The organism is Buttiauxella sp. S19-1 (genome assembly GCF_022134725.1).
In the GTDB taxonomy this organism is placed as follows: domain Bacteria; phylum Pseudomonadota; class Gammaproteobacteria; order Enterobacterales; family Enterobacteriaceae; genus Buttiauxella; species Buttiauxella ferragutiae.
The window spans coordinates 1-16588 of record NZ_JAHWLU010000109.1 but is presented as its reverse complement, the minus strand read 5'-3'; the positions used below and the strand labels follow the sequence as shown (position 1 = coordinate 16588).

17 protein-coding genes are annotated in these 16588 nt (G+C 52.0%); 3 read left to right on the top strand and 14 right to left on the bottom strand.

Going from position 1 to position 16588, the window contains the following annotated elements:
• The first annotated feature begins 249 nt into the window (after positions 1 to 249).
• Entirely contained in the window at positions 250 to 444 is a 195-nt protein-coding gene (locus MES37_RS19450) for a hypothetical protein (protein ID WP_133521951.1), read from the top strand.
• A 24-nt stretch (positions 445 to 468) separates the two neighbouring features.
• On the opposite strand, the gene sucD is transcribed toward MES37_RS19450, so the two are convergent.
• The 8 genes from sucD to sdhC form a co-directional block, all read right to left on the bottom strand.
• Positions 469 to 1341, bottom strand: a complete 873-nt coding sequence (gene sucD / locus MES37_RS19445; protein WP_064544863.1) for a succinate--CoA ligase subunit alpha — start codon at positions 1339 to 1341, stop codon at positions 469 to 471.
• Complete coding sequence (gene sucC / locus MES37_RS19440; protein ID WP_064544861.1) at positions 1341 to 2507, bottom strand: ADP-forming succinate--CoA ligase subunit beta; 1167 nt, start codon at positions 2505 to 2507, stop codon at positions 1341 to 1343. The genes sucD and sucC overlap by 1 nt, the downstream gene beginning before the upstream one ends.
• Before the next feature lie 133 nt (positions 2508 to 2640).
• Positions 2641 to 3867 (bottom strand): 2-oxoglutarate dehydrogenase complex dihydrolipoyllysine-residue succinyltransferase, encoded by a 1227-nt coding sequence (gene odhB, locus MES37_RS19435; protein ID WP_064544859.1) that lies wholly within the window; start codon positions 3865 to 3867, stop codon positions 2641 to 2643.
• Between the two features lie 14 nt (positions 3868 to 3881).
• Positions 3882 to 6689: a 2-oxoglutarate dehydrogenase E1 component gene (gene sucA / locus MES37_RS19430; protein WP_064544857.1), complete on the bottom strand. Its 2808-nt coding sequence runs from the start codon at positions 6687 to 6689 to the stop codon at positions 3882 to 3884.
• Positions 6690 to 6964: 275 nt separating this feature from the next.
• Positions 6965 to 7681 (bottom strand): succinate dehydrogenase iron-sulfur subunit, encoded by a 717-nt coding sequence (locus MES37_RS19425; protein ID WP_121815193.1) that lies wholly within the window; start codon positions 7679 to 7681, stop codon positions 6965 to 6967.
• A gap of 15 nt (positions 7682 to 7696) precedes the next feature.
• Positions 7697 to 9463, bottom strand: a complete 1767-nt coding sequence (gene sdhA, locus MES37_RS19420) for a succinate dehydrogenase flavoprotein subunit (protein ID WP_121815192.1) — start codon at positions 9461 to 9463, stop codon at positions 7697 to 7699.
• Positions 9463 to 9810 carry a succinate dehydrogenase membrane anchor subunit gene (sdhD, locus tag MES37_RS19415; protein ID WP_064544851.1) on the bottom strand — a complete coding sequence of 116 codons (348 nt, stop codon included), beginning with the start codon at positions 9808 to 9810 and terminating at the stop codon, positions 9463 to 9465. Before sdhD ends, sdhA begins: the two co-directional genes overlap by 1 nt.
• Positions 9804 to 10208: a succinate dehydrogenase cytochrome b556 subunit gene (gene sdhC / locus MES37_RS19410; protein WP_064544849.1), complete on the bottom strand. Its 405-nt coding sequence runs from the start codon at positions 10206 to 10208 to the stop codon at positions 9804 to 9806. Before sdhC ends, sdhD begins: the two co-directional genes overlap by 7 nt.
• 278 nt (positions 10209 to 10486) lie before the next feature.
• On the opposite strand from sdhC, the gene MES37_RS24980 reads away from it, so the two are divergent.
• A complete protein-coding gene (locus MES37_RS24980) occupies positions 10487 to 10645 on the top strand; it encodes a hypothetical protein (protein ID WP_422387208.1) in 159 nt (52 codons plus the stop codon).
• A 205-nt stretch (positions 10646 to 10850) separates the two neighbouring features.
• On the top strand, positions 10851 to 12137 hold the full coding sequence (locus MES37_RS19405; RefSeq protein ID WP_064544847.1) for a citrate synthase: 1287 nt from the start codon (positions 10851 to 10853) through the stop codon (positions 12135 to 12137).
• Between the two features lie 115 nt (positions 12138 to 12252).
• Here the strand turns inward: MES37_RS19405 and MES37_RS19400 are convergent, their stop codons facing one another.
• The 6 genes from MES37_RS19400 to MES37_RS19375 form a co-directional block, all read right to left on the bottom strand.
• A complete protein-coding gene (locus MES37_RS19400) occupies positions 12253 to 12780 on the bottom strand; it encodes a hypothetical protein (RefSeq protein ID WP_237932419.1) in 528 nt (175 codons plus the stop codon).
• A gap of 92 nt (positions 12781 to 12872) precedes the next feature.
• Complete coding sequence (nei, locus tag MES37_RS19395; RefSeq protein WP_237932417.1) at positions 12873 to 13664, bottom strand: endonuclease VIII; 792 nt, start codon at positions 13662 to 13664, stop codon at positions 12873 to 12875.
• Positions 13665 to 13681: 17 nt separating this feature from the next.
• On the bottom strand, positions 13682 to 14614 hold the full coding sequence (pxpC, locus tag MES37_RS19390; RefSeq protein WP_237932415.1) for a 5-oxoprolinase subunit PxpC: 933 nt from the start codon (positions 14612 to 14614) through the stop codon (positions 13682 to 13684).
• On the bottom strand, positions 14608 to 15264 hold the full coding sequence (gene pxpB / locus MES37_RS19385) for a 5-oxoprolinase subunit PxpB (protein ID WP_237932413.1): 657 nt from the start codon (positions 15262 to 15264) through the stop codon (positions 14608 to 14610). Before pxpB ends, pxpC begins: the two co-directional genes overlap by 7 nt.
• Positions 15265 to 15284: 20 nt before the next feature.
• On the bottom strand, positions 15285 to 16028 hold the full coding sequence (locus MES37_RS19380) for a type 2 GTP cyclohydrolase I (protein ID WP_064544840.1): 744 nt from the start codon (positions 16026 to 16028) through the stop codon (positions 15285 to 15287).
• A 10-nt stretch (positions 16029 to 16038) separates the two neighbouring features.
• Positions 16039 to 16588 (bottom strand): FAD-binding domain-containing protein (locus MES37_RS19375; protein ID WP_273694805.1); only part of this gene is annotated, 550 nt, incomplete at its 5' end.

The following is a 16588-nucleotide window of genomic DNA, read 5'->3' as shown; positions in this document are numbered from 1 at the left end:
ACACGAATCCCTTCATCACACCTATCCATGAAATCAATTAATTAATTGATATATAGAATATATATTTACACGCCCTCTGATTTTCAACCTAAAAAGTTGATGTCTTTCACATAATAAAAAACCAGACAGATTGTTCTTCTCCCCCTGTTCACGGTGTTTATTCTTTGCCCGCTACGGCGTTGATGTCGTCCGCAGGCAAGCGCCTGAAGCCAATCAATTTTCAGTTCATGTAAACAGAAGGATTTGTATATGACCGGTAAACCCGCGGCACGGATGGGTGACATGACGGCAACAGCCGCGCTGGAATTGGGATCAGGACCGAGTTTTAATGACTCGTTCATACGAACGAAATATGCCAATCATAAAAAAGGCCACTCAATAGAGCGGCCAACCATGTCGAACATTATCCCCTTCCCATTTGAAACTACAGCTTCAACTGCTTAGGGGATTTACTCTTATTTCTTTTACTTACTGAGGCAAAATAGCTTTCAGTGCGTCGCCGATGTCAGCCAGGCTGCGAACGGTTTTCACGCCAGCGGCTTCCAGTGCTGCGAATTTCTCATCCGCGGTACCTTTACCACCTGCAATGATTGCCCCCGCGTGACCCATACGCTTGCCTTTCGGCGCAGTCACACCTGCGATGTAACCAACAACTGGCTTGGTGACATGCTCTTTGATGTAAGCAGCAGCTTCTTCTTCGGCACTACCACCGATCTCACCGATCATCACGATAGCTTCAGTTTTCGGATCTTCCTCGAACATCTTCAGGATATCGATGAAGTTAGATCCAGGGATTGGGTCACCGCCGATGCCCACACAAGTGGACTGGCCCAGACCGATATCGGTAGTCTGTTTAACCGCTTCATAAGTCAGCGTACCAGAGCGGGAAACGATGCCCACTTTGCCTGGCAGATGGATGTGACCTGGCATGATACCGATTTTGCACTCGCCTGGGGTGATAACGCCTGGGCAGTTTGGCCCAATCATGCGCACGCCTGCTTCGTCCAGTTTCACTTTCACAGTCAGCATATCCAGCGTCGGGATGCCTTCGGTGATGGTGATAATCAGCTTAATGCCTGCATCGATAGCTTCCAGAATGGAGTCTTTGCAGAACGGAGCTGGAACGTAGATTACCGTTGCAGTTGCACCAGTAGCTTCTACTGCTTCGCGTACGGTGTTAAATACTGGCAGACCCAGATGCTCGGTGCCGCCTTTACCTGGCGTTACACCGCCAACCATTTGCGTACCGTATGCAATCGCCTGCTCGGAGTGGAAAGTCCCCTGGCTGCCGGTGAAACCCTGGCAAATCACCTTGGTGTTTTTATCGATCAAAATGGACATTATTTCCCCTCCACGGCAGCAACAACCTGCTGTGCTGCATCCGTCAGACTTTTCGCTGCAATAATATTCAGGCCACTATCTGCCAGTTTCTTCGCACCCAGTTCCGCATTGTTACCTTCCAGACGTACTACCACTGGAACGTTAACACCCACTTCTGCAACCGCGCCGATGATGCCGTCTGCGATCAGGTCGCAACGCACGATACCGCCGAAGATGTTAACCAGAACGGCTTTCACTTTGTCGTCAGACAGAATGATTTTGAATGCTTCGGTTACGCGCTCTTTCGTTGCGCCGCCGCCAACGTCCAGGAAGTTAGCTGGTTCGCCGCCGTGCAGTTTAACGATGTCCATGGTGCCCATTGCCAGGCCTGCACCGTTAACCATGCAACCGATGTTGCCATCAAGCGCAACGTAGTTCAGTTCCCACTGTGCAGCCTGAGATTCACGTGCATCTTCCTGGCTTGGGTCACGCATTTCACGCAGCTCTGGCTGGCGGAACAGTGCGTTGCCATCGGCACCCAGCTTGCCATCAAGACAAATCAGGTCACCCTGCCTGGTGATAACCAGCGGGTTGATTTCGATCAGCGCCAGGTCGCGCTCAAGGAAGATGTTCGCCAGACCCATAAAGATCTTGGTGAACTGCTGAACCTGTTTACCTTCCAGACCCAGTTTGAACGCCAGTTCACGGCCCTGGTAAGGCATTGGGCCTGCCAGCGGATCCAGTGCAACTTTGTGGATCAGGTGCGGGGTTTCTTCCGCAACTTTCTCAATTTCAACGCCACCTTCGGTGGACGCCATAAACACTACGCGACGGGAACTACGATCAACCACCGCGCCAAGATACAGTTCTTTATCAATGTCAGTTGCAGCTTCAACCAGAATCTGGTGAACCGGCTGGCCGCCTGCATCTGTTTGATAGGTCACCAGGCGTTTGCCCAGCCAGTGTTCAGCAAAAGTACGGATGTCTTCTTTGCTGTTAACCACTTTCACGCCACCCGCTTTACCGCGGCCACCAGCATGAACCTGACATTTTACTACCCACGGGCCTGCACCAATTTTGGATGCCGCTTCTTCCGCTTCACGCGGTGTGTTACAGGCGTAACCGACTGGAGCCGGTAGGCCATATCGAGCAAACAACTGTTTCGCCTGATACTCGTGTAAGTTCATGAGTTCTATCCATCCTTCATAAAAACATGTAGGTCAGTTGTCGCAATTCTCATCGGATGACGCTTCGCTTATCCGACCTACAAGGCAGGTGATAATTGTAGGCCCGGTAGCTTTAACTACCGGGCGTAGGGTACTAAACGTCCAGCAGCAGACGAGTTGGGTCTTCCAGCAGCTCTTTAATTGCCACCAGGTAGCCCACAGACTCGCGGCCATCGATCAGACGGTGATCGTAAGACAGTGCCAGATACATCATTGGCAGGATCTCAACTTTACCGTCGACCGCCATTGGTCGGTCTTTAATAGCGTGCATGCCGAGGATCGCGCTCTGCGGCGGGTTGATGATCGGCGTAGACATCAGTGAACCAAACACACCACCGTTGGTGATGGTGAAGTTACCGCCGGTCAAATCTTCCACGGTCAGCTTGCCGTCACGGCCTTTAACAGCCAGTTCTTTAATACGTTTTTCGATGTCAGCCATACCCAGGGTATCAACATCACGCAGTACTGGCGTTACCAGACCACGCGGTGTGGAAACCGCGATGCTCACGTCGAAATAGTTGTGGTAAACCACGTCTTCGCCATCGATAGAAGCGTTAACTTCTGGGTAGCGTTTCAGTGCTTCAACCACCGCTTTGATGTAGAAGGACATGAAGCCCAGACGTACACCGTGGCGTTTTTCGAAAGATTCACCGTACTGCTTACGCAGTTCCATGATTGGCTTCATGTTCACTTCGTTAAACGTGGTGAGCATGGCGGTGGAGTTTTTCGCTTCCAGCAGACGCTCAGCAACACGCTTACGCAGGCGAGTCATCGGCACGCGTTTTTCGCTGCGGCCAGCCAGTGGAGCAACCGGTGCTTTAGTTTCTGCCGCCGCTTTAGCTTGAGCAGGTTGAGCTGATTTCGCCTGAGTCAGATGTTTATCAACATCTTCACGGGTGATACGACCACCGACACCGCTACCTTTAATGGCATTAGCGTCCAGAGAATGCTCGGCAATCAGGCGGCGAATCGCCGGGCTGAGTGCGTCATTGCTCTGCTCTTCCAAAGAAGCCTGCTGGCGCTGTGCCGGAGTAGACTCTTTGGTTTCAGCTTTCGCAGAAGTCTCTTTACCAGAGCTGTTGCCTTCACGCAGGCGGCCGAGGATTTGACGAGAGGTTACGGTTGTCCCTTCATCTTCCAGTACAGCATCCAGAACACCATCTGCAGACGCCGGTACTTCCAGTACCACTTTGTCAGTTTCGATTTCTACCAGCACTTCGTCACGGGTAACGGTGTCACCCGGTTTTTTATGCCAGGTTGCAACTGTCGCATCGGCAACGGACTCAGGCAGGTCAGGAACTAGAATATCTACGCTACTCATTTTTTATCCTTTAATTAATCGACGTTCAGCGCGTCATTAACCAGATCTTGCTGCTGTTTCTGGTGAACGGACAAGTACCCTACCGCAGGTGATGCGGAGGCTGGGCGACCTGCATAACGCAGGGCTGATCCAAATGGAACGACTTCACGGAAATGATGCTGGCTGCAGTACCATGCGCCCTGGTTAAGCGGCTCTTCCTGGCACCAGACAAAATCATGTACGTGAGCAAATGGTTTCAATGCTTCCTGCACCGCCTGGTGCGGGAATGGATACAACTGTTCGATGCGCACAATTGCGACATCTTTTTGATCATTCTTACGACGCTGTTCCAGCAAATCGTAATAAACCTTACCAGAACACATGACTACGCGTTTCACGCCTGCCGGGTCCAGCTCGTCAACTTCGCCAATCGCTGGCAGGAAGCTGCCGTTAGCCAGTTCATCCATAGTGGAAACGGCCAGTGGGTGGCGCAGTAAAGATTTCGGTGACATGACGACCAGAGGACGACGCATCCCGCGCAGCGCCTGACGACGCAGCATGTGGTAAACCTGCGCTGGAGTAGAGGGCACGCAAACCTGCATGTTTTGCTCTGCACACAGTTGGAGATAACGCTCAAGACGTGCGGATGAGTGTTCCGGGCCCTGGCCTTCGTAACCGTGCGGCAGCAACATCACCAGGCCACACATACGGCCCCATTTCTGCTCGCCAGAACTAATGAACTGGTCGATAACAACCTGAGCACCGTTAGCGAAGTCGCCAAACTGAGCTTCCCAGATAGTCAGCGTACGTGGTTCCGCCGTGGCATAACCGTATTCAAACGCCAGTACTGCTTCTTCAGACAGGACGGAGTCCCAAACTTTGAACTGGCCCTGGCTGTTGTGAACGTGTTGCAGTGGAGTGTAAGTCGAACCGTTAGTCTGGTTGTGAATCACAGCGTGACGGTGGAAGAAGGTTCCACGGCCAACGTCTTCGCCAGACAGACGCACAGAAACACCTTCATCAACCAGGGTTGCATACGCCAGATTCTCAGCTGCACCCCAGTCGAATTTCTTGGCGCCGTTCGCCATTTCCATGCGATCGCTGTAGATTTTCGCCACACGTGACTGCATTTCCACGGTTTCAGGCGCGCTGCTAATACGCTTAGCCAGCTCCTGTAACCGCTTCATTTCTACCTTGTTCGGATAGCTCTCATCCCACTCGTGGTTGAGGTATGGCGACCAGGTAAAGGAATGCATGTTCATTGGGCGATATTCTTTCACCACACATTCACCAGCATCCAGCGCGTCACGGTACAGATTCACCATTTCGGTAGCATCTTCTAACGTGGCCAGCTTTTGCTGCTCAAGACGGTCAGCGTAAATCTTACGTGGCGTCGGGTGTTTCTTAATTTTCTGGTACATCACTGGCTGAGTGGCACTTGGCTCATCAGCTTCGTTATGACCATGGCGACGGTAGCAAACCAGGTCGATAAACACGTCGCGCTTAAAGGTGTTACGGAAATCCAGTGCCAGACGGGTGACAAACGCCACCGCTTCAGGGTCATCAGCATTCACGTGGAAAATCGGTGCCATCACCATCTTACCGATATCGGTACAGTACGGTGTAGAACGCGCATCCAGCGGGTTGGACGTGGTGAAACCAATCTGGTTGTTGATAACGATGCGAACAGTACCGCCCACTTCGTAACCACGCGCTTTGGACATGTTCAGGGTTTCCTGAACTACGCCCTGCCCGGCTACCGCTGCGTCACCGTGAATGGTGATTGGCAGAACCTGATTAATACCTGGTTTTTCCAGACGATCCAGACGCGCACGCACCGAACCGATAACCACAGGGCTGACGATTTCAAGGTGCGATGGGTTAAACGCCAGCGCCAGGTGAACCAGGCCACCTTCGGTTTCAACGTCAGATGAGAAGCCCATGTGGTACTTCACATCACCGGTGCCGAGGTGCTCTTTATGTTTACCCGCGAACTCGTCGAACAGTTCCTGTGGTTTTTTACCCAGCACGTTGATCAGCACGTTCAGGCGGCCACGGTGTGCCATGCCCAGAACCACTTCACGTGTGCCGCTCTTACCCGCATGGCGGATCATCTCTTTGAGCATTGGCACCAGTGCGTCACCGCCTTCCAGCGAGAAGCGTTTAGCTCCTGGGAATTTCGCGCCCAGGTAACGCTCAAGGCCTTCTGCTGCGGTCAGTTCGCTCAGGAAGCGTTTTTTCTCTTCAACAGTAAATGTTGAGTGACCGACAACCGATTCAATACGCTGCTGAATCCAGCGTTTCTCTTCGGTGCTGGTGATGTGCATATATTCCGCACCGATTGAACCGCCGTAAGTCTGTTCGAGCGCATCAATCAGGTCAGCCAGCTTCATGGTTTCTTTGCCGCTGGCAAAAGAACCCACGTTGAAGGTTTCCTGAAGATCAGCATCAGTCAGATTATGGAAGGCTGGGTCCAGATCGGGAACCGCGTCCTGCTTCCACAGGCCAAGCGGGTCAAGATTTGCAGCTTGATGCCCGCGGAAACGCCAGGCGTTGATCAGCTGCAACACTTTGACTTGCTTAACGTCAGTGTCAGGGTCGGTAATTGCGGTGGAATAACGTGAGGCATCCTTCGCCAGACGACGGAAATAATCACGTGTTTTGGAATGGAATTGATCCGGTCTGGCCCCGGTTCCAGGTAATTGCTGGAACATTGAGCGCCAGTGCGCATCAACAGAGTCAGGATCGGTTAAGAAGTCTTCATAGAGCTGCTCTATCCAGGACTGGTTTGCACCTGCCAGGTAAGAGGAATCCAGCCAGGCTTTCATTTCGCCGTTCTGCATCGTGATCCCTTAAGCATTTATATGCTTATTTCGCCGTGAATAACTATTACGTACAGAATACAGAAGTTGTACGCATTACCGGGGTTCACAACAACGAGCCATTAACTTGTCAGGCAGCTCGCGAAGGAACCTTTAAAAACTGTCGCAACAGGGCAGTTTTTAAAGATTTCCTGCATTTTTATTACTCCCTCTCCCTCAGGGAGAGGGTCGGGGTGAAGGCTGTGTTCAGCATCGATTGCCCTCACCCTAACCCTCTCCCCCAGGAGAGGGGACTATCATGCGCTTCTTTGCAGCAACATCGACTTAATGTGGCCGATGGCTTTCGTCGGGTTCAGCCCCTTAGGACAAACACTGACGCAGTTCATGATGCCATGACAGCGGAATACGCTGAAAGCATCACTGATACCGTCAAGACGACTGGCGGTTTCAGTATCACGGCTATCGATCAGGAAACGATATGCCGCCAGTAAACCTGCAGGCCCGATGAACTTATCTGGGTTCCACCAGAAGGACGGACAGGAAGTCGAGCAACATGCGCAAAGAATACACTCGTACAGGCCGTCCAGTTTTTCACGCTGCTCAGGTGACTGTAAATGCTCACGAGCAGGTGGATTTTGTCCATTATTCAACAGGTAAGGCTTAATCTTCTCATATTGAGCATAGAATTGTCCCATGTCCACCACCAGATCTCTCACAACTGGCAATCCAGGTAGTGGCCGGATCACAATCTTTTGCTTTCCATTACCTAATGCGGAGATTGGGGTGATACAGGCCAGACCATTTTTGCCATTCATGTTCACACCATCGGAGCCACAAACCCCTTCACGGCATGAACGACGAAACGACAACGACGGATCTTTTTCTTTCAACTGCATCAGCGCGTCAAGCAACATCATGTCGCGCCCTTCTTCCCCTTCCAGGGTGTACTCCTGCATACGCGGAGCATCGTCAACATCCGGGTTGTAGCGATAAATAGAGAATTCGAGTTTCATCACTTTGCTCCGCTATTAATAAGTACGCACTTTCGGCGGGAATGCCGGACGCAGTTTCGGTTGCATGTTGACCTCACGGCGCGTCATGCTTTCCGACTCAGGCAAATACAAGCTGTGGCACAGCCAGTTCGCATCGTCACGGTCCGGATAGTCGAAGCGGCTATGTGCGCCACGGCTTTCGGTGCGGAAGTTAGCGGAAACAGCGGTAGCAAAAGCGGTTTCCATCAGGTTATCCAGCTCCAGGCACTCAACACGCTGGGTGTTGAACTCGCTTGAAGTGTCATCCAGACGGGCATTTTTCAGGCGTTCGCGGATGAGTTTCAGTTGCTCAAGGCCTTTCGCCATCGCATCACCTTCACGGAATACCGAGAAGTTATGCTGCATACATTCCTGAAGCGCTTTGCGGATTTGCACGGGATCTTCACCGTCACGGTTGTTGTTCCAGCGGTTCAGGCGTTCCAGAGCGACATTAATTTCGTCTTCGCTGGCATCACGCAGTTCGCCTTGCTCAGCGATACACTCCAGCAGATGCAGACCAGCTGCACGACCAAACACCACCAGATCCAGCAGCGAGTTACCGCCCAGACGGTTAGCACCGTGAACCGATACGCAGGCAATTTCACCTACCGCAAACAGGCCCGGAATGACGACGTCTTCGCCCTGCTCGTTCACCGTCAGTGCCTGACCAGTCACTTTGGTTGGAACGCCGCCCATCATGTAGTGGCAAGTTGGGATAACCGGAATCGGTTCTTTAACCGGGTCAACGTGTGCAAAGGTACGCGAAAGCTCAAGGATACCCGGCAGACGAGATTCCAGAACTTCTTTACCCAGGTGGTCGAGTTTCAGTTTAGCGTGTGGACCCCATGGGCCATCGCAACCGCGACCTTCACGGATTTCAATCATGATGGAACGCGCAACAACGTCACGGCCCGCCAGGTCTTTGGCGTTTGGCGCATAACGCTCCATGAAACGCTCGCCGTGTTTGTTCAGCAGATAACCGCCTTCACCACGGCAACCTTCTGTGACCAGTACACCTGCGCCAGCAATGCCGGTTGGGTGGAACTGCCACATTTCCATATCTTGTACTGGCACGCCTGCACGCAGCGCCATGCCAACACCGTCACCGGTATTAATGTGCGCGTTAGTGGTGGACTGATAAATACGGCCCGCACCACCGGTTGCCAGAATGGTCGCTTTCGCTTTGAAGTACACCACTTCGCCGGTTTCGATACACAGCGCGGTAGTACCGACCACAGCGCCATCGGCGTTTTTCACCAGATCAAGCGCATACCATTCGGAGAAGATCGTGGTTTTGTTTTTCAGGTTTTGTTGATACAGCGTGTGCAACAGTGCGTGACCGGTACGGTCAGCCGCAGCCGCTGTACGTGCCGCTTGCTCGCCGCCGAAGTTTTTCGACTGGCCACCAAACGGACGCTGGTAAATAGTGCCATCATCAAGACGGGAGAACGGCAGACCCATGTGCTCCAGTTCCAGAATCGCTTCCGGACCGGTTTTGCACATATATTCAATGGCGTCCTGGTCACCGATGTAATCGGAACCTTTTACCGTGTCATACATATGCCATTCCCAGTTGTCTTCGTGGGTATTACCTAGTGCTACGGTAATACCACCCTGCGCAGACACGGTATGGGAACGGGTTGGGAAAACTTTGGACAGTAAGGCGCAAGTCTGGCCTGACTGGGAGATTTGCAATGCGGCGCGCATACCTGCACCACCCGCACCGACAACAACTGCATCAAACTCTCTGACCGGTAACTTCATTACACACCCCACACCACAACGAATCCATAAATGACGTAAACCAACAGTGCAACAACAATCAGCAGTTGCAGCCCAAGGCGAATCGCCACTGGTTTAACGTAGTCGGTCAACACCTGCCACATGCCAATCCAGGCATGGATCAAAATCGAGAACAATGTCAGCAGGGTGAACACTTTGGTGAAGGCGGAGCCGAAGAAGCCACTCCAGACCTCGTAGGTTAAATCGCCAGCGGTGGCGAAGAACCCAATCATATAAATGATGTACAGGGTGATTACGATGGCGGATGCACGAACCAGAATATAGTCATGCACACCATTGCGACCCAATGCGGAGGCATTGCTTACCATACGAGGACTCCTGCGAGAAGTGAAAGCACGACAGTAATAACAAAGGAAATCATCGCGGATCGTTTGCCCGCTATCAGGGTTTCTTCCAGCAAACCGGTGTCCATCATGATGTGGCGAATACCCACAACAACGTGATAAGCCAGTGCTGTGAGGATGCCCCACATAATGAATTTAACAAAGAAGCTGCCCATTATTGCTGACGCAACAAGGAAGCCTTCTGGAGACGAGAGTGACTGGCCTAACAACCACAGTAGGATGCCTACAGCCACAAAGGTGATCACGCCGGATACACGATGGAGGATGGAAGCGATTGCAGTGACGGGGAACCTCATTGTAGTGAGATCGAGGTTTACAGGTCTTTCTTTTTTCGCATTTTTTATCATGAATAGCGCCCACATGCTGTTCTTATTGTTTCCTTCCTCCGGGTCTGCAGGCGGGGTCAGACAGCGTGAACTTTCTATAACTGTGCGTCATGCAAAAACAGCTACATCCAGATGCCAAAAAACTGGCTACAACGCTGGGTGGCTCCCGGTGGCAGGGTATTCCGGAGACCTGGCGGCAGTATAGGCGCTTCACAAATTCATTACAATTAACCTACATATAGTTTGAAGGGTTTTAGTCGGAACAGTGAGCAGGATCACGATAACAACATTATTTTAAATTTTAATCATCTGATTTGACAAAAGTTAAACATTATTGTTACAAACGGAGCCAGAAAAGCCGTATAATTCGTAAAAGTTATAGGGTCAGCCTTTCACCTGATAATAAGTTATGTAACAGTGTGTCAGTCTTGACCCAGTCAATTAGGACGGTTATTAGTGGTATACAGGTTTGAATGATATGGACTGCTAACACCTTGATTTGCTGATTTTTCGCCTGCGTGGCATATGTTACCTGCAAGCGCCCATCGCTCTGTACCCTGGCAGTACACAATCAAAACAGAGCCACGAGCGAACAAAAAACGGGTAACGAACACGATGTGTTTGAACGCAAATCAGGTATCCCGCAGTCTGATAAAATGAGGCGCTAAGGAGACCGTAATGGCTGATAAGAAAGCAACTCTCACCTACAACGGTGATGATGCTCTGGAACTGAATGTGCTAAAAGGCACACTCGGCCAGGATGTAATTGATATTCGTAGTCTTGGTTCTAAAGGTGTGTTTACTTTTGACCCGGGTTTCACCTCTACGGCTTCATGTGAGTCAAAAATCACCTTTATCGACGGTGATGAAGGCATCTTGTTGCACCGTGGTTTCCCAATCGATCAGTTGGCAACCCACTCCAATTATCTGGAAGTCTGCTATATCCTGCTGAACGGCGAAAAACCGACTCAGGAACAATACGAAGAATTCAAAACTACCGTTACCCGTCACACCATGATCCACGAACAAATCACCCGTTTGTTCCACGGTTTCCGTCGTGACTCCCATCCGATGGCGGTAATGTGTGGTGTAACCGGCGCGCTGGCTGCGTTTTACCATGACTCCATGGACGTGAATAACCCACGCCACCGTGAGATAGCCGCGTTCCGTCTGCTGTCCAAAATGCCAACGATGGCAGCAATGTGTTACAAATATTCTATTGGCCAGCCGTTCGTTTATCCACGTAACGACCTGTCCTACTCCGGTAACTTCCTGAACATGATGTTCTCCACGCCGTGCGAGAAATACGAAGTTAACCCGATTCTTGAGCGCGCAATGGACCGTATTCTGATCCTGCACGCCGACCACGAGCAAAACGCCTCTACTTCTACCGTCCGTACCGCAGGCTCTTCTGGCGCTAACCCGTTCGCCTGTATTGCTGCCGGTATCGCATCCCTGTGGGGGCCAGCACACGGTGGTGCTAACGAAGCTGCACTGAAAATGCTCGAAGAAATCAGCAGCGTTGAGCACATTCCAGAATTCATCCGTCGCGCGAAAGACAAAAATGACTCTTTCCGCCTGATGGGCTTTGGTCACCGCGTGTACAAAAACTACGACCCGCGTGCCACTGTAATGCGTGAGACCTGCCATGAAGTTCTCAAAGAGCTGAATCTGAAAGATAACAGCCTGCTGGAAGTGGCGATGGAGCTTGAGCATATCGCGCTTAACGACCCGTACTTCATCGAGAAGAAACTCTACCCGAACGTGGACTTCTACTCAGGCATTATCTTGAAAGCAATGGGTATTCCATCGTCCATGTTTACCGTTATCTTCGCGATGGCGCGTACCGTTGGCTGGATTGCTCACTGGAACGAAATGCATGATGACGGCATTAAAATTGCCCGCCCACGTCAGTTGTATACTGGCTACGCGCAGCGTGATTTCGAATCTGATTTGAAAAAATAAGTTCGATGCTGGAAACAAAAACGCGCCAATCGGCGCGTTTTTTTATGCTTAAAACTGCTGGCATCCCCATGTTTTACATGGGCTTTGTCTTTTCGGAGCGGGGAATTGGCCTGCATTATACCTGCGGCGTTTCCGGCGTTACTACTGGCGCAGCAGGTGCTTCAGCTTGCGCCGGTTCGGCAGTGACTGGGGCTTCAATTTGCTGCGGCATAACCGGAACGGGTTCTGCGGGAATCGATTCTGACTTCGGTTGCGGAACCGGGGTTGCGGCACGGACGATAAATATCGGTTTGCCGTTCGTAACAGAATAGGTCACATGGCTGATAACATCGCGCGATGACGACACTTCGACAGGTGCTATGGTCACACGGCCAATCAGCGTACGAGCATAGCCGCCGACTTTGTGTTTGCCCTCTGGAAGTTGTACCTCAAGGCTCTCACCCGTCCCCAGCACACCGGCATCCTTGTTATCAATGGTCACGTGTATAGCGGTGCCATCGTCGGTTTTTGTCGGGATATGCGTCACGGTCACCCGCGACGAACCGAAATCAAATGCTGGCGCCGGGTCGGTGCTTTTCGATTTTGCACACCCTGTCAGGGCTAAAACGGCTGCCACGGCAGCAATGGCGAAACGATAACTCATAGTGCAACATCTTCCTTTAAGACTTTTTTGTGATCTGCATCTCAATATACTCGATTTCCGCCCTATGAAATAAACGCAATCTTCAGGATTCTCTAATGCTGGCAGCCAGGGCACCAATAAAACGGCCTCGAAGAGAGCATCGTTTTCTCGATTACCCCACCGCAGCGCCCGCATTTCTCCCCTGCCCGATGAAAAACCTTGAAGCTGAAAATCGCCCCATGGTGTTTGTTTTCATCCACAGTGCCACGCGTGTTGTATGAAAACCGTGGAATATCCAGCAGCGCGTAAGACAGTTTTTCGAGTTGTTCAGGGGTTAAATCCTGTGCTTTGTGATGTGCCAGTAACCCGACGGCCCAGAGAATTTCAACCCGCAGGTAGTTTCCCAAACCCGCCAGAAAAGCCTGGTCCAACAGAAGACCACTAAACTGCCGCTTACGAAAGCGTGCCGACAATAAACGATCTTTTACCTGCTGTGGCGTCAGCGTCATATCAAGCACATCCAGCCCCACACGCAGCAAGAAAGGATGGTTCGATAGCTGATTTGCATCGAGCATTTCGATATCTGACGCGCTGTAGAGCAGAATGGCTTTATCCGCAGTCTGTAATTTCACGCGTAAGATTCGTGTGGTTTGCGGCATTTCACCGGCATTAACCACGCGCCATACCCCATAAAGCTGATTGTGGCTGTACAGGGTTAAGCCACTGGAAAAGTGTGTCAATAAAGCTTTGCCGCGCGTTTCTATCCGCGCGACTTTTTGACCAACCAACTCAGTTTCAAACGCCTTCAGTTCCGGAAACGCAAACCAGGCACCCGTTAACGGTTTGCCTAAAACGGCGTCCTCGAGTTTATCTGCTGCGCGCCGGATTTCTGGGCCTTCTGGCATCACATCATCCTTAATAATCAGTCTTCGTTATTCAGCCGCCAGGCCAACTGTTCAAGATAGATTTGCTGTTCGCGTCGTGCTTTGAGCGCCTCTTCCAGAGTGCAGTGCACAAAATGGATCGGTTCACCAAGCCGTAATTGTGCCAGATTAAACATATCCGCTTCGATAACGCAGGCAATCCTTGGATAGCCACCTGTGGTCTGCGCATCATTCATCAATACGATGGGCTGACCGTTATGGGGGACTTGAACCACTCCCGGCAACAGCCCGTGTGACAGCAATTCGCGGTCGGTGGTGCGCTCCAGACGCTGCCCCTGCAAGCGATAACCCATCCGGTTACTTTGCGGGCTTAGCTGCCACGGTAAACGCCAGAACGCATCCTGCGAGGTTTGCGTAAACTCTTGATATTCCGGCCCTTCCAGTGCGCGTATGCGGTTTCCCCACAGCAGTTGCTTCACCCCACGCGCTTCGCGGAAATGCCGCGTTGCAGGCAGCTGTGGGATTTCATCGCCATCTTTAATTAACCGCCCTTCCAGACCGCCAACCTGTGCTTTCAAATCGGTGCTGTAAGAACCCAGCACTTCAGGAATATCTAACCCGCCCGCCACAGCAAGATAGCTTCGCATCCCACGTTCCGGTGCTTTCAGGCGCAGTTGTTGGCCTGCTTTCACTGCCAGGCGCCAGCCTGTCCACACGGCATGACCGTCCAGCTCTGCGTGACAGCCCGCCCCGGTTAAGGCAAACCAACCATCCTGAGTGAACTCAATGACACAATTGCCCAGGGTGATTTCTAGCGCCGCACTTTCTGGTGCATTACCCACCAGTAAATTCGCCATTTGCAGTGCCGGTGCATCCAACGCACCACAACGGCTCACGCCCAATTGCCGATAACCATAACGTCCGGTGTCCTGCACCGACATGTGCATTCCTGCACGAATTATTTTCAGCACACACCCTCCTTTTGAGGCACGAAGCGTACGGTATCACCCGGCGTTAACAACGTTGGCATTTCAGCTGTCGGATTGAATAACTGCACCGGGGTCTGGCCGATAAGCTGCCATCCACCCGGTGTCGCGAGCGGATAAATCCCTGTCTGGCTGCCACCAATCCCCACCGAACCGGCAGGAACCATCAAACGCGGTTCAGCACGACGCGGAGTCTCAAGCTTTTGTGCCAGACCGCCGAGATAGGCGAAACCAGGCTGGAAGCCAAGGAAGTAGACGATGTAGTCAACCGAGGAGTGCAACTCCACAACCTGACGCGGCGATAATCCACAATGCCCGGCCACTTCGTCGAGATCGGGGCCGAAACTGCCGCCATAAATCACCGGGATCTCAATGCGCCTGGATTCCGGTACCATCGCCTCACTCTCTTCCCACCAGCGCTGAATCCGCTCAATGCCATCCAGTGCCAGGCTTTGTGGTTCACGCAGAACCACAGTGATGTTGTTCATCCCAGGAATCACTTCCGAAACCGCTGGTGATTCCAATAGTCGTTGAGTTAATCCCCAGATGCGTTGCTGACTTTCTAGCGATAAAGGGGGTTCCAGCTCAAGAACCACTGCGCTTTCGCCTAACAGATAACACCGTGCTCTTTGCACTTTTGCTCCTTGGTTTGGCGCTATGCCGGATTAGGGATATCGATAAAGGTTACGTCCAAATCTGTTTCGCTATTCAGCCAGTCACTCAGTGCCTGAATGCCGCCGCGTTCAGTGGCGTGATGCCCGGCCGCATAGAAATGCAGCCCTTGTTCGCGTGCCGAATGGATCGTTTGTTCGGACACTTCGCCAGTGATAAACGCATCAACACCGAAACGAGCCGCACTATCGATAAAGCTTTGCCCACCACCAGTACACCAGGCGACACGGCGAATTTGCTCAGGACCGGTATCACCGCTCCACAGCGGTGTACGCCCAAGGCGCATCTCAATCCATGATGCCAGTTCGACACCGGAAAGCGGCGTCGGAAACTCACCCCACGGCACCAGCGGCTCAACCTCACCTTTGGTTTCAATCCCCAGCAGCGCCCCGAGTTGCGCGTTGTTGCCAAGCTGTGGATGAGCATCGAGCGGCAAATGCCAGCCGTAGAGATTGATGTCGTGACTCAGCAACGCTTTCAGGCGATTGCGCTTCATGCCACGAATTACCGGTGACTCGCCTTTCCAGAAGTAACCGTGGTGAACAATCACCGCATCCGCTTGCTGGCGTATCGCTTCATCTATCAAGGCCTGACTTGCCGTCACGCCAGTGATAATTTTGCGCACTTCTTCGCGCCCTTCAACCTGCAAACCATTTGGCGCATAGTCGCTGATTGCGGCGCTGTTGAGTTTCTCGTTAATCAGGCGTTCCAGTTCGCTATTTTTCATTTTCTTTCTCTCAAGATTTACGCGCCGCTTCATAAGCCGCGAGTGTCGTTATACGTGCTTGTTTATGGTCAACAATGGGACGGGGATAGTCCAGCGTCAGTGACTGCTTCTCGGCCCAAACCCATGGGGTATGAATGTGTTTATCAGGCACCCTACTCAGTTCTGGCAACCACTGGCGGATAAATTCACCTTTCCCATCGAATCGCTCGCCTTGGGTGGTCGGGTTAAAGATACGAAAATAGGGTGCGGCATCAGTCCCCGTCGAGGCAGCCCACTGCCAGCCACCGTTGTTTGCGGCCAGATCGCCATCAATCAGTTGTGACATAAAGTAGCGTTCACCCTGCCGCCAGTCGACCAATAAATCTTTGACCAGAAAACTGGCCACCACCATTCGTAAGCGGTTGTGCATCCAGCCCGTGGAGCTCAACTGCCGCATCGCCGCATCGACAATTGGAAAACCGGTTCTGCCTTGCTGCCAGGCAACAAACTGAGCGTCATCTTGTCGCCAGGTGACGTTGTCTGTCCATGAGATAAACGGCTGATGACGGCAAAGTTTTGGG